The sequence below is a fragment of the Actinomycetospora sp. NBRC 106375 genome (assembly GCF_030269665.1).
Classification (GTDB): domain Bacteria; phylum Actinomycetota; class Actinomycetes; order Mycobacteriales; family Pseudonocardiaceae; genus Actinomycetospora.
Genome location: NZ_BSTS01000001.1, coordinates 1 through 12,029, shown reverse-complemented (window position 1 = coordinate 12,029; position 12,029 = coordinate 1). Strand labels below are relative to the sequence as shown.

16 protein-coding genes are annotated in these 12,029 nt (G+C 75.7%); 4 read left to right on the top strand and 12 right to left on the bottom strand.

The window, feature by feature from the left end; translation table 11 throughout:
- Positions 1–196 precede the first annotated feature (196 nt).
- The 5 genes from QSK03_RS00080 to QSK03_RS00060 all read right to left on the bottom strand — a co-directional run bounded on the left by QSK03_RS00080 (position 197) and on the right by QSK03_RS00060 (position 3,713).
- The gene (locus QSK03_RS00080) at positions 197–1,099 is read right to left on the bottom strand and encodes a MerR family transcriptional regulator (protein WP_285647929.1); all 903 of its coding nucleotides are present in this window, start codon (positions 1,097–1,099) and stop codon (positions 197–199) included.
- A complete protein-coding gene (garA, locus tag QSK03_RS00075; protein WP_285647928.1) occupies positions 1,096–1,563 on the bottom strand; it encodes a glycogen accumulation regulator GarA in 468 nt (155 codons plus the stop codon). The genes QSK03_RS00080 and garA overlap by 4 nt, the downstream gene beginning before the upstream one ends.
- Before the next feature lie 263 nt (positions 1,564–1,826).
- Positions 1,827–2,213, bottom strand: a complete 387-nt coding sequence (gcvH, locus tag QSK03_RS00070; protein WP_285647927.1) for a glycine cleavage system protein GcvH — start codon at positions 2,211–2,213, stop codon at positions 1,827–1,829.
- An 84-nt stretch (positions 2,214–2,297) separates the two neighbouring features.
- The gene (gene clsA, locus QSK03_RS00065; RefSeq protein WP_285647926.1) at positions 2,298–2,879 is read right to left on the bottom strand and encodes a cardiolipin synthase ClsA; all 582 of its coding nucleotides are present in this window, start codon (positions 2,877–2,879) and stop codon (positions 2,298–2,300) included.
- A gap of 72 nt (positions 2,880–2,951) precedes the next feature.
- Positions 2,952–3,713 carry an SDR family oxidoreductase gene (locus QSK03_RS00060; RefSeq protein WP_285647925.1) on the bottom strand — a complete coding sequence of 254 codons (762 nt, stop codon included), beginning with the start codon at positions 3,711–3,713 and terminating at the stop codon, positions 2,952–2,954.
- Positions 3,714–3,738: 25 nt separating this feature from the next.
- Between QSK03_RS00060 and QSK03_RS00055 the strand changes: the two genes are divergently transcribed.
- Positions 3,739–4,842, top strand: a complete 1,104-nt coding sequence (locus tag QSK03_RS00055; RefSeq protein ID WP_285647924.1) for a glycosyltransferase family 9 protein — start codon at positions 3,739–3,741, stop codon at positions 4,840–4,842.
- A gap of 32 nt (positions 4,843–4,874) precedes the next feature.
- Here QSK03_RS00055 and selD read toward each other — a convergent pair whose 3' ends face one another.
- The 3 genes from selD to QSK03_RS00040 form a co-directional block, all read right to left on the bottom strand.
- Entirely contained in the window at positions 4,875–5,876 is a 1,002-nt protein-coding gene (gene selD / locus QSK03_RS00050; protein WP_285647923.1) for a selenide, water dikinase SelD, read from the bottom strand.
- 9 nt (positions 5,877–5,885) lie between these two features.
- A complete protein-coding gene (locus QSK03_RS00045) occupies positions 5,886–6,557 on the bottom strand; it encodes a DUF742 domain-containing protein (protein WP_285647922.1) in 672 nt (223 codons plus the stop codon).
- Between the two features lie 405 nt (positions 6,558–6,962).
- Entirely contained in the window at positions 6,963–7,184 is a 222-nt protein-coding gene (locus tag QSK03_RS00040; RefSeq protein WP_285648559.1) for an RNA-binding S4 domain-containing protein, read from the bottom strand.
- Positions 7,185–7,269: 85 nt separating this feature from the next.
- Between QSK03_RS00040 and QSK03_RS00035 the strand changes: the two genes are divergently transcribed.
- On the top strand, positions 7,270–8,013 hold the full coding sequence (locus QSK03_RS00035) for a sulfite exporter TauE/SafE family protein (protein ID WP_285647921.1): 744 nt from the start codon (positions 7,270–7,272) through the stop codon (positions 8,011–8,013).
- Positions 8,014–8,196: 183 nt separating this feature from the next.
- Here QSK03_RS00035 and QSK03_RS00030 read toward each other — a convergent pair whose 3' ends face one another.
- Genes QSK03_RS00030 through QSK03_RS00015 form a run of 4 tightly spaced genes read right to left on the bottom strand, consistent with a single transcriptional unit; the run spans position 8,197 to position 10,489 of the window.
- Complete coding sequence (locus tag QSK03_RS00030; protein WP_285647920.1) at positions 8,197–8,922, bottom strand: SDR family NAD(P)-dependent oxidoreductase; 726 nt, start codon at positions 8,920–8,922, stop codon at positions 8,197–8,199.
- The gene (locus tag QSK03_RS00025) at positions 8,919–9,374 is read right to left on the bottom strand and encodes a GatB/YqeY domain-containing protein (RefSeq protein WP_285647919.1); all 456 of its coding nucleotides are present in this window, start codon (positions 9,372–9,374) and stop codon (positions 8,919–8,921) included. Before QSK03_RS00025 ends, QSK03_RS00030 begins: the two co-directional genes overlap by 4 nt.
- Positions 9,375–9,387: 13 nt before the next feature.
- Positions 9,388–10,128, bottom strand: coding sequence for an SDR family oxidoreductase (locus QSK03_RS00020; RefSeq protein ID WP_285648558.1), 741 nt, complete (start codon positions 10,126–10,128; stop codon positions 9,388–9,390).
- A 10-nt stretch (positions 10,129–10,138) separates the two neighbouring features.
- Positions 10,139–10,489, bottom strand: a complete 351-nt coding sequence (locus QSK03_RS00015) for a VOC family protein (RefSeq protein WP_285647918.1) — start codon at positions 10,487–10,489, stop codon at positions 10,139–10,141.
- A gap of 89 nt (positions 10,490–10,578) precedes the next feature.
- Between QSK03_RS00015 and QSK03_RS00010 the strand changes: the two genes are divergently transcribed.
- Together QSK03_RS00010 and QSK03_RS00005 are read left to right on the top strand one after the other, a co-directional pair.
- On the top strand, positions 10,579–11,139 hold the full coding sequence (locus QSK03_RS00010; protein WP_285647917.1) for an RNA polymerase sigma factor: 561 nt from the start codon (positions 10,579–10,581) through the stop codon (positions 11,137–11,139).
- A complete protein-coding gene (locus QSK03_RS00005; protein WP_285647916.1) occupies positions 11,136–11,879 on the top strand; it encodes a methylated-DNA--[protein]-cysteine S-methyltransferase in 744 nt (247 codons plus the stop codon). The genes QSK03_RS00010 and QSK03_RS00005 overlap by 4 nt, the downstream gene beginning before the upstream one ends.
- The last annotated feature ends 150 nt before the right edge of the window (positions 11,880–12,029 follow it).

The window sequence follows — 12,029 nt, the reverse complement described above, 5'->3', positions numbered from 1 at the left end:
CGGTCGAGCTCCGCGGGCTCCGTCTCCGGGGCCTTCGGTCGACGGAGACGCTACACGCTCCGACACCCCTTCGCGCGCGTCCGCGGGAGCGCCGGGGGACGCGTCGCTCAGCGGCCCGGAGGCCGTGTGACGGCCGCGTGACGGGCCGGTCAGCGCCGGGGTCGGCGCCGAGTCGGCGGCGGGGTCAGCGGCGGGATCAGCGCCGGAGACCGGCGCGCAGACCGGCTCCGACGAGCAGGGCGTGCAGGCGCCCGGACAGCGCCGCGAGCTCGGAGGAGAGCTCCTCGGCGCGCTCGGTCGCCTCGGGGCCGCGGCTGCGGGCGACCGGGGTGACGAGCTGGGTGAGCAGGCCGACCTCCCGGTCCGCGCCGGCGCGCAGCGAGCGCAGCAGGCGCGGCTCGACGCCGAGGCGCGCGAGCCCCGCGGCGGTGCGGGCGACGAGGACGTCCTCGGGCTCGTAGCGGCCGTCGGCGTCGGCGCGCAGGATCCCGTGGTGCTCCAGGCCGTCGAGCAGCGCGGCGTCCACGCCGTCCTCGGCGAGCAGCACGTCGCGGGCGACGGTGTCGCCGCGGCGTGCGCCCGGCCGGACGCCGTCGGGGTCTTCATCGGGCTCGGCGCGGTCGGCCACCGAGGCGAGGCTGCGCACCCGGGCGGTCGCCGCCGGGCTCGGCCCGGGCGGCGCCCCGGTCGGGCCGGCCGGACCACCCGGTCCCCCGGGACCGCCGGTGACGGGGGGCGCGCCGGGCGCCGGTCCGGCCGGCGAGCCGGACAGCATCGCGGGCTCGCCCGCCACCTCCCCCGGCAGCGTGGGGCCGCCGGCGGTGGGGTCGCGGTCGAACTCCTCGAGCCGGGCCCGGATGACCTTGAGGGGCAGGTAGTGGTCGCGCTGGGCGGACAGCACGAACCGCAGGCGCACGACGTCGGCGTGCGAGAACTGGCGGTAGCCGGCCGGGGTGCGGGCCGGCCGGATCAGGCCCTCGGACTCGAGGAACCGGATCTTGGAGATCGTGATCTCCGGGAACTCGGCGCGCAGCGCGTCGAGCACCGAGCCGATCGAGAGGGGGGCTCCCCCCGGCTCGGGCAGCCCGGCGGCGGTCACTCCAGCCCCGCCCCCGCCCCGGCCGACCCGCCGTCGCGGGGGCCGGTGAGGAAGACGAGGCGGAACTTGCCGATCTGCACCTCGTCGCCGTTGGCGAGCACGGCCGTGTCGACCGGCTCGCGGTTCACGTACGTGCCGTTGAGGCTGCCGACGTCGACGACGACGAACTCGGCACCGTCACGGCGGAACTCCGCGTGCCGGCGGGAGACCGTGACGTCGTCGAGGAAGATGTCGCTGTCGGGGTGGCGCCCCGCGCTCGTGGTGTCGCGGTCGAGCAGGAAGCGCGAGCCCGCGTTGGGGCCGCGCTTGACCACCAGCAGGGCCGAGCCCGCGGGCAGGGAGTCGACCCCGGAGACCGGGGTGCCGCGCGACTCCGTCTCGGGCTCGGCGAGGAAGTCGGCCCGGAAGACCGACGTCGTCTCGCCCTGACGCTCGGGGGGGACCGGGGGACCGCCTGTGCTCACCGTGCTCCTCCGTCGTGTCGTGCTCGGTCGTCGTGGCCCGCCCGTCCCGCCGGCGCCGCGGCCGCGGTCAGGGCGCCGACGAGGGCGCGGTGTCCGGGCTCGGTGACGGATCGTCGCGAGGTGGCCGTCACGGTACCGGTCCCCGTCACGGGGTCGAGGCCCTCCCCACCCACCGTGAGCGATGACGGTCGTGCCGTGGCACAGCGTCGTCGGGAACGTCTCGCGGCGGGCCGGGAGGAGGCCTCGTGACCGGCTCGGCCGCGTCAGCCGTCGAGGATCTTCTGATAGCCCGCGGCGTCGAGGAGACCGTCCAGTGCGCCGGCGTCGGCGAGCCGCAGCTCGAACATCCAGCCCGAGCCGAAGGGGTCGGAGTTGATCAGCTCCGGGGTGTCGGAGAGGGCGTCGTTGACGGCGGTCACCTCGCCCGCGAGCGGTGCGTAGATCTCCGAGACCGACTTGGTGGACTCCACCTCGGCGATCGAGTCACCCGACGACGGGGACGCGCCGACGTCGGGCAGCTGGACGAAGACGACGTCGCCGAGCTGGTCCTGGGCGTAGTCGGTGATGCCGACCCGGACGACCGAGGGGTCACCCTCCGTCGCGGTGATCCACTCGTGCTCGGCGGTGTAGCGCAGGCCCTCGGGGACCACCGGCGCCTCCTCAATCGTCACTGGTACGGGCCGCGGCAGGCTAGAGGGCCCGGGACGGCAGGGCCAACCGGCGCGGGGCGCGCGTCACGTGACGGCCGCGACGGGACTCCGCACGAGCTGCACCAGGTACAGCGCCCCCGACCACAGGTGCAGCGCGATGCCCCAGGCGGTGAAGGCGTAGGCGACCGGCTCGGCGATCCACGCCCCCGGCCAGTCCATCTGCGCGAGCAGGAGCAGCGGGAAGGCGTAGAGCAGGTTCAGCGTCGCGGCCTTGCCGATGTAGAGCACCGGGAACGCCAGGTACCCCTTGCGCCGCAGCAGCGGCAGGGCGAGCGAGACGACGAGATCCCGCCCGATGATCAGCGCGAGCACCCACCACGGCACGATCCCCCGGATGAGGAAGGCCACGAGCGTCGCGACGGTGTAGAGGCGGTCGGCGAGCGGGTCGAGCAGCTCGCCCAGCCGGCTGTACTGGTCGAGCGCGCGGGCGATGCGCCCGTCCAGCCAGTCGGTGATCCCGCTCGCGACGAGCACCACGAGGGCCCAGCCGTCCGCCTGCGGGCCGAGCAGCAGCCACAGGAACAGCGGGACGCCGAGCAGCCGGACGAAGCTCAGCGCGTTGGGGACGGTCAGCCACCGTTCCTGGGCGAGCTCCCGGAGCGTCACGGCGCGCAGTATCCCTGCCGGGCCCTCAGCGCGCTCCGAGCTCCCCTATCGGCGTGCTCCCCTTGATGCGTCTCACCGGGCCGTCCAGCCGAGGTCCATCGTGACCGGCGACCCACTGAACGCCGACCCCGCGCGCGTCTGCAGGAACGCCACGACGTCGGCGACCTCCGCGGGCTCGATGAGCCGCTTCACCGCGTGCGGGGTGAGGATGACCTCCTCCAGCACCCGGTCCTCGCTGATGCCGTGCGCGCGGGCCTGGTCCGCGATCTGCTTCTCCACCAGCGGGGTCCGCACGTAGCCCGGGCACACGGCGGTCGCGGTGATCCCGTCCTCGGCGCCCTCGAGCGCGAGCGTCTTCACCAGGCCGAGGACGCCGTGCTTCGCCGACACGTAGCCGGCCTTGAACGGCGAGGCGGCGAGGGCGTGCGCCGAGGCGATCGCCACGAACCGGCCGCCCTCCGGCGCCGCGCGCAGCGAGGGCCACGCGTACTTCGCGAGCAGGAACGGACTGGTCAGCAGGATGCCGAGCAGCGCGTCCCAGCGGTCCTCGTCGAAGTCGGCCACCGGCGACACGTGCTGGAAGCCGGCGTTGGCCACGACGAGGTCGAGGCGCCCGAAGTGCTCGAGCGCGGTGTCCACCGCCGCGCGGTTGCCCTCGCGGGTGGTGAGGTCGGCACCGAGCGACGGACCCGGGAGCATCTCAGCCAGATCTCCTTCGGGGGCTTTCAGATCCACCCCGAGGACCGACCACCCGTCGCCGTGGAGCCGGTCGACGATCGCGCGCCCGATGCCGCTGCCGGATCCGGTCACCAGTGCTGCTCGCTGCTCGCTCATGGCCCCGACCGTAGGCTCTCGCGCCGTGATCGGCCCCGCCCTCGGCCTCCCCGCACTCCCCGCTCCCCCGGTCCCCGACGTGCGCCGCATCGCGGTGCTGCGCGCCAACGGGCTCGGCGACTACGTGGTCGCCGAGCCGGCTCTCGCCGCCCTGCACCGGGCCTACCCCGACGCGGAGGTGACGCTGCTCGGCGCCGGCCACCACGAGGCCCTCCTGGCCGGGCGGCGCTCGCCGGTCGACCGCGTCGTGACCGTCCCGCTGATGCCCGGGGTGCGGGTCGGTCCCGACGAGGACGCGTCCGAGGACGAGGTCGAGGCCTGGTGCGCGGCCCGGCGGGCCGAGGGCTACGACCTCGCGGTCCAGATGCACGGCGGCGGGCGCAACTCCAACAAGCTCCTGCTGCGCCTCGGCGCGCGGGTCACGGTCGGCGCCGCCACCCCGGACGCGCCGCGGCCCGACCGCTGGGTGCCGTACTGGCCCTACCAGCACGACACGGTCCGCTGGCTCGAGGTGGCCGCCGCGGCGGGTGCTCGCGCGACCCGGGTCGAGCCACGCGTCGAGGTCACCCCCGCCGACCTCGAGGCATCCCGGGCGGTGGTCCCGCCCGGTGATGCGCCGCTGCTCGTCGTGCACCCCGGGGCGACCGACGCGCGGCGCTGCTACCCCGAGGAGCGCCTGGGGGCGGTGGCCCAGGACCTCGCCGACCGGGGCGCCCGCGTCGTCGTCGCGGGCGGTCCGGGCGAGGCCGACCGCGTCGCCCGGGTCGCCGCCGGCATGCGCGACGCGCCCGAGACCGCCGTCGGCACCCTCGACCTGCCCGCCCTGATCGGCCTGCTCGCGCGGGCGTCGCTGGTGCTGGGCAACGACTCGGGGCCGCGGCACCTGGCGGGCGCGGTCGGCACGCCCACGGTCGCCGTGTTCACCTACGCCAACCTCGCCGACGTCGCGCCGCTGACCCGCGTCTGGCACCGCGTGCTGGTCTCGTGGCACGGCGGTTGCCAGGTGTGCGGTCTGCGGGTGCTCGAGGGCTGGTGCGGGCACGGCGCGAGCGCCACCCACGACGTCGACGTCGCCGAGGTCCGCGAGGCCGCCGTCGACCTGTGGGACCAGACCCTCGCCACCATGTGAGCGGTTCCTGACCCTGGAGGGGCGGAAACCGCTCACGTGACGCGGAGCGTGGTGCCCTCCTCCGGGGCGACGATCTCGCCGATCACCGGGTGCCCGGGGATCTCGCCGGCCAGCAGCAGGCCGCCGGAGGTCTGCGCGTCGGCCAGGAGCAGCGCCGTGACCTCGTCGACGTCGAGGCGGGCGTGCGGGCGGATCCAGTCGAGGTTGCGCCGCGAGCCGCCCGGGACGTAGCCCGCGGCCGCGGCCTCCCGCGCGCCGTCGAGGAACGGCACCGCCGAGCTGTCGATCACGGCGGTGACGCCGGAGGCGCGCGCCAGCTTGTGGGCGTGGCCGAGCAGGCCGAAGCCGGTGACGTCGGTGCCGGCGCGGACCCCGGCGGCGAGCGCGGCCCGCGAGGCCTCGGCGTTCAGCGTCGTCATGACCTCGATCGCCGCCGCGAACGACTCGCCCGTGGCCTTGTGGCGGTTGTTGAGCACGCCGAGCCCGAGCGGCTTCGTCAGCGTCAGCGGGGTGCCGGGACGGGCGGCGTCGTTGCGGATGAGCGCGTCGGGGTCGCCGGTGCCCGTCACCGCCATGCCGTACTTGGGCTCGGGGTCGTCCACGGAGTGCCCGCCCGCGACGTGGCAGCCGGCGAGGTCGGCGACCGCGAGGCCCCCGCGCAGCACCTCGGCCGCGAGGTCGTAGGGCAGGACGTCGCGGGGCCAGCACAGCAGGTTGAGCGCGATCACCGGGCGCCCGCCCATGGCGTAGACGTCGGAGAGCGCGTTCGCGGCGGCGATGCGTCCCCAGTCGTAGGGGTCGTCGACGACGGGCGTGAAGAAGTCCGTGGTCGCGATGATCGCGAGGCCGTCGCGGATGCGGACCGCCGCGGCGTCGTCGCCGTCGTCGAGCCCGACGACGAGCTCGCCCGCGCGCGGCGTCGTCGGCGAGGGCACGAGACCTCTGACGACGTCCTCGAGCTCTCCCGGCGGGATCTTGCAGGCGCAGCCGCCGCCGTGGGCGTATCCGGTGAGGCGCGGGGTCGTGGCCGTCATGCCTCTGTTCTACAGCCGGTGCAGCCCGTCCAGCACCCGCTGCATCATGTCCCGCGACGGGGCGCCGGTGGCGGCCACCGCGCGGGGGTGCACGAGCAGCAGCCCGGCGCCCGCCATGTCGTCGATGATCACGCGGGCCACCCCGAGCGGCACCGAGAGCAGCGCGGCCACCTCGGCCACCGACCGCGGGTCCGCGACGACGTCGCCCAGCGCGACGTGCTCGGGGTCCTCCAGCGGCGGGCGCGGCGACGGGATCGACACGAGGGTCTCGACCGCGAGGTCCGACCGCGACCGCGTGCGTCCCCGGGTGCGGACGTACGGGCGGACCCGGGTGCGGGTGCTCTCCGGCGGCGCGGTCGACGTGACGAACAGCGGCAGGGTGGGCGCGTCGTCGGGCTCGGGCTGGCGCCGCGCCGGCGGCAGCGCCTGGGCCGGGACGGCGGCGTCCTCGGCGGCGGTGCGCTCGGCCTCCCGGCGCGCGCGGCGGCCGCGGGAGTTGAACCGGGCGCCGGTGCGCCCGATGCGGTCGTCCGACGGGACGGTCCCCCCGGGCGGCTCGGGCGGCTCGGGCAGGTCCGAGACGAGCTCGGCGAGCTGGTCGTCGGCGATCCGGGGGAAGCGGGCCCCGGTGCGCCCGACGCGCGCGCGACGGCGGCGCTGATCACCGTCGCCCTCGGTCACGCGCTGCCCCCTCCCGGCGTCCCCGATCGGGTGATGCGCCGCCACGCCTCCGGCCCTGGGGAGCCGCTGATCGTCACCCCGGATGGACCGGACGGACCTCACGATAGTGCAGGTCTCGGTCCGATCACACGGCCCGCGGAGGGCGCGGGCGGAGAGCGTCACCACGCTGACCCTCAGTAACGGGACGGTGACGCGGTGACGGGGCGGTCACGGCCCCGAACCGACCCGGTTCCGACCGGATCGGACGGCACGTCCGGCCCCTCCGCGCCGGGTCCGGAGGGCTAGGCTCGGCGCCAGCCCCACCTTGACCTCTCTCCGTGGGGCTGTTCCCACCGAGGCTCGGGGTCGTCGTCGTTCCACCCGGTTCGCCGGGACGTCGACCCCGAGCCTCGTTGCATGTACACATCAACCGTCGGGTGGGCGACGGACCCGGATGCGCTCCCCGGCGAGCGCGACGACGTCGCCCGGGACGAGCTGACGCCCGCGCCGGTCCTCGTCGCGGCCGTTGACGGTGACCTCGCCGGCGTCGAGCACCTGCCGCGCCGCGGCGCCGTGCTCGACGAGCCCGGCGAGCTTGAGCAGCTGGCCGAGGCGGATGCTCTCGTCGCGGATCTCGACGTCCCGGATCGGCGTGCGCTGCTCCACCCGGCGAGTGTGCAACGCGTCTCGGGACTCCGGCGACGCGGCGCGCGCGGTGGTGGGATGAGCGGTGATGGTCGCCGTCCTCCTCCTCGCCGGTGTCGCCGCGGGGCTCACGGGCTCGATGGCCGGGCTGGCGTCGCTGTTCTCCTACCCGGCGCTGCTCGCCGCCGGACTCCCGCCCGTCGTCGCGAACCAGACCAACACCATCGCGCTCGCGGTCAGCAGCGTCGGCTCGATGCTCGGCTCGCGCCCCGAGCTGCGGGGGCAGGCGCCGCGCGTGCTGCGCCTGCTGCCGCTGACGGTCCTCGGCGGCGCGATCGGCGCGGGGCTGGTGCTCGTCACCCCGTCCGACGCCTTCGCGCTCATCGTCCCGTTCCTCGTGGCCGGCGCCTCGCTGGTGCTGCTGTGGCGGCCCGGCACCGACGCGAAGCCGGTGTCGTCCCGGTTCGGGCGGGCCGCCACCGTCGTCGGCGTCGTGCTGGTCGGCGTCTACAGCGGCTACTTCGGCGCCGCGGCGGGCGTGGTGATGATGGCGATGCTCGTGCGAGCGCTCGCCGACTCGCTGGTGCGCGTCAACGCGGTGAAGAACGTGCTGCTCGGGGCGTCGAACGCCGTCGCCGCGATCGGGTTCGCGGTGCTCGGGGACGTGGCGTGGTCCTCGGCGCTCCCCCTGACCCTCGGGCTGCTCGTCGGGAACTACTGCGGGCCCGCGATCGCCCGCCGGCTGCCCCCGACCGTGCTGCGCGTCGGGATCGCGCTGGCGGGCCTGGTCCTCGCGGCGGTGCTGCTCCAGCGCGCGCTCGCGACGCCCTGACCCGGGGCGTCGTGGTGGGGTGGGGCGGAGCGAAGGCGTCCCTCGCTGCGTCCCACGCAGCGAAGGCGCCCCTCGCTCCACTGAGCACGCCGGGCGGGTCCGGAGCGAAGGCGTCCCTGGCTGCGTCCCACGCAACGAGGGCGTCCCTCGCTCCACCCGGGCCGGGCGCCACCGACCCCGGAGCTACAGCGTCTGCCCGCCGTCGACGGTGATCGTCTGCCCGGTGATCGCGCGGCTCTCCACGACGCCGAGCACGGCGCGGGCGACGTCCTCGGGCGTGGTCTCGCGGTCGAGCAGCGCCGAGGACGCCAGCTGGCGGCCGCGCTCCTCGTTGCCCGCCCACCAGCGGGTCAGCACCAGGCCCGGGGCGACCTCGTTGACGCGCACCGGGGCCAGCGCGCGGGCCAGCGAGCGGGTCAGGCCGTGCAGCGCGGACTTGCTCACCGCGTAGGGCAGCGAGGAGCCGTTGCCCGTGAGCCCGGCGATCGAGCCGATGTTGACCACGCAGCCGTCGTCGGCGGCGCGCAGGTCGTCGGCCAGCGCGCGGGCGCAGTACCAGGGCGCCATGAGGTTGATCGCGAGCATCTGCTGCCAGACGTCGTCGGTGGCGCCGTCGAGGTCGTCGAGGGGCAGCGGGACGGTGGCGCCGGCGTTGTTGACGAGCACCGCGACGGGCCCCAGCCGCTCGCGGACCTCGGCGGCCATCGCCCGCACCGCGGCGTCGTCGGTGACGTCGGCCCGCACGGCGACCGCGCGCCCGCCGTCGGCGGAGATCTCGGCGACGGTGGCCTCGGCGTCGTCGGCGGAGCGGCGGAAGGAGATCGCGACGGGACGGCCGGCGCGGTGCAGCGCGAGGCTGCAGGCGCGCCCGATCCCGGTGCCGCCGCCGGTGACCAGCGCGGCGGTCACGAGCTCAGCTGCCGCTTGACCTCGCCCGACACGCGGCGACCGTCGGCGCGGCCGGCCACCTGCGGTTGGACCACCTTCATCACCGCGCCCATCTGCTTCGGGCCGTCGGCGCCGGTCTCGGCGATCGCCGCGGCGACGAGCGAGGTCAGCTCCTCGTCGGAGAGCTGGGCCGGCAGGTAGTCGGTGAGCACCGCCTGCTCGGCGCGCTCGCGCTCGGCGAGCTCGGTGCGCCCGGCGCCGTCGAACGCCTCGGCGGACTCCCGGCGCTTCTTCGACTCGCGGCCCAGCACGGTCACGACCTCGTCGTCGGTGAGCTCGCGGTGAGCGTCGCCGGCGACCTCCTCGGTGTTGATCGCCGAGAGCGCCATGCGGATCGTCGACACCCGCACCTCGTCGCGGGCCTTCATCGCGGTGGTGAGATCGCTGCGCAGTCGTTCCTTCAGCTCGGCCACGGCTCCACCGTAGTCACGTGACGCGGCGCAGGAGCGCCGTCGGCATCACCCGCAGCGCGCGCCCGAGCAGCGCCCACGGCCAGGTCGGGATGTAGGCGAACGCCGGGGCCTTCTCGATCGCGTCCGCCATGGCCTTCGTGCCGGTGGCGGCGTCGACCGACATCGGCCGGCGCATCCCCCCGTTGAGCTCGGTGCGGATGTAGCCGGGGGCGAGCGTCGTGACCCGGATCGGCGTGTCCGCGACATCGACCCGGATGCCCTCGGCGAGGTGCGAGAGCGCCGCCTTGGTCGCGGCGTAGGTGGTCTGGGCGCCCTTCAGCCCGCGGTCGGCGGCCACCGAGGAGACGACGACGAGGTGCCCGGCGTCCTGCGCGCGGAAGATCTCCATCGCAGCCTCGCACTGGGCCAGCGCGGAGACGAAGTTGGTGCGCGCGGTGGCGAGGTTCGCGTCGAAGCGCCCGGTGCCGATCGGCGCGCCCCTGCCGACCCCGGCGTTGACGACCACGCGGTCGAGCCCGCCGAGCTCGTCGCGCATCGCGCGAAACGTCGCGAACACGGCGTCGTGGTCGTCGACGTCGAGGGCGGCGACGGCGATCCGCACGCCGGTCGGCGCCAGCTCGTCGCGCAGGGCCTCGAGGCGGTCGAGGCGACGGGCGACGAGCGCCAGGTCGTGGCCGCGCCGCGCGAGCTCGCGGGCCATGCCCTCGCCCAGCCCCGCGCTCGCACCGGTGATCAGTGTCCGCACGGGTGGGATGCCTACCAGCTCACGGGTGGGCGAGCACGTTCACCACGACGCCCTGCGGGGTCCGGACGAAGAACCGGCGCACGCCCCACTCCTCGTCGGTCAGCGGGTGGACGATCTCGTAGCCGGCGGCCACGGCCTCGGCGTACACCGCGTCCAGGTCGTCCAGGCCCTCCACCTCCACCGACACACGGCTGTCCTCCGGGGCCGTGGCGTCGTGGCTGATCAGCTGCACCTGGGCCGTCCCGCTGCGGTGGTTGACGATCCAGCCGAGGTCCATCGGGGTGTCGAGGCCGAGCAGGCCGGTCCAGAACGGGGCGTCGGCCGGCGGGTCGGCCACGGCGAGGTTGGCGACGATGCGCGTGACGGTCATGGTCGCGAGCCTGCCGCCGCCGGGCCGGGAGGTCTTGTCGGAATCGGAGCGCGCGCCACGGATCGCGCGGCTGTGGTGTTCTCCCCGACGTGGCCGACGACGAGCAGCTGCGCACCGCGCTGGTCGAGGATCTCGACGCGGGGTTCGAGGCGGTGGTGCGCACCCACGGCGACGTGGTGCACGCGGTCGCGCGGCGGACCTCGGACCGCGCGGCGGACGCCGAGGACCTCGCCGCCGAGGCGTTCCTGCGCGCCTACCGCGCCCTGCGCGGCTACGCCCCCGCACGGATCGAGGCCCTCGACCTCCGGCCCTGGCTGTTGACGATCCTGCTCAACACCGCCCGCAACGACCGCCGGTCCGCCGCCCGGCGACCCCGCACCGACGGGGTCACGCCGGTGCCCGACCGCCCCAGCCCGACACCCGGGCCCGCCGAGCGCGCCGAGGCCTCGGACCTCGGCGACCGCCTCGCCACGCTGCTCGCCGACCTGCCCGTGGCCCAGCGCACCGCCGTGGTGCTGCGACACGTGGTCGACCTGCCCGTCGCCGAGGTGGCCGCCGTCCTCGAGTGCACCGAAGGCACCGCCCGCTCGTACGCGGCCCGGGGGCTCGCGGCGTTGCGCACACGCCTCACACCGGAGGAGACGTCATGACCGACTCGCTGCTCACCTCACTGCGCGACCTGGCCGGGCCGGCGCCGACGACACTGGCCGACCGCGTCATGGACGGCTGGGTGCGCGCACCGAGCCCGCTGGGCGAGGTGTACGCCGTGGTCGGCGACCGCGGCGTGCGCCTGCTGCGCCCGGCCGCCTACGCCGGCGACCTCGACGCCTTCCTCGAGGGTTACCGCGAGCGGCACGGGCGCCCGGTCCGCCCGGCCGCGCGCCCGCCGCGGGGGCTGCTGCCCGCCCTGCGGGGCCGTGGCCCCGGCCCGGCGGTCGACCTCGGCGAGCTGACCCCGTTCGCCCGCGACGTCCTCGCCGCCACCGCCCGCATCCCGTCCGGTCAGACGCGGCCCTACGGCTGGGTGGCGCGCGAGATCGGGCACCCGAAGGCCGTCCGCGCCGTGGGCACGGTGCTCGCGCGCAACCCGGTGCCGCTGCTGATCCCCTGCCACCGCGTGACCCGGGGCGACGGCCAGGTCGGGCAGTACCTCTCCGGTGTCGCGGACAAGGTGTCGCTGCTGGAGGGCGAGGGCGTGGACCTCGGCGGGCTGGCCGACCTCGCCGCCGGGGGCGTGCGCTACCTCGGCAGCGACACCACCGGTGTCGTCTGCTTCCCGACGTGCCACCACGCGCGCCGGATCACGGCGGCGCACCGGCAGCGGTTCGCGAGCCTCGCCCGCGCCCGCGACGCCGGCTACCGCCCCTGCCGCGACTGCCGCCCCATGTGAGTGGAATTCCCGGCTACAGCCGGTGTCTAGTCCCATGAGTTCTGTCTCGGGTCGTGTCTCACCGTATGTGTCGCCTGATCATCGCCGAGGGTGTGCCCATGGCGGGGAAGCGGCAGGCCAGGATGCGACTGATGGACGCGATGCTGGAGG

Excerpts from the sequence above, each read along its gene's own strand:
- QSK03_RS00060 (WP_285647925.1), bottom strand. The coding sequence starts at position 3,713 with ATGAGCGAGCAGCGAGCAGCACTGGTGACCGGATCCGGCAGCGGCATC.
- selD (WP_285647923.1), bottom strand. The coding sequence starts at position 5,876 with ATGACGGCCACGACCCCGCGCCTCACCGGATACGCCCACGGCGGCGGC.
- QSK03_RS00035 (WP_285647921.1), top strand. The coding sequence starts at position 7,270 with ATGGTCGCCGTCCTCCTCCTCGCCGGTGTCGCCGCGGGGCTCACGGGC.
- QSK03_RS00015 (WP_285647918.1), bottom strand. The coding sequence starts at position 10,489 with ATGACCGTCACGCGCATCGTCGCCAACCTCGCCGTGGCCGACCCGCCG.
- QSK03_RS00005 (WP_285647916.1), top strand. The coding sequence starts at position 11,136 with ATGACCGACTCGCTGCTCACCTCACTGCGCGACCTGGCCGGGCCGGCG.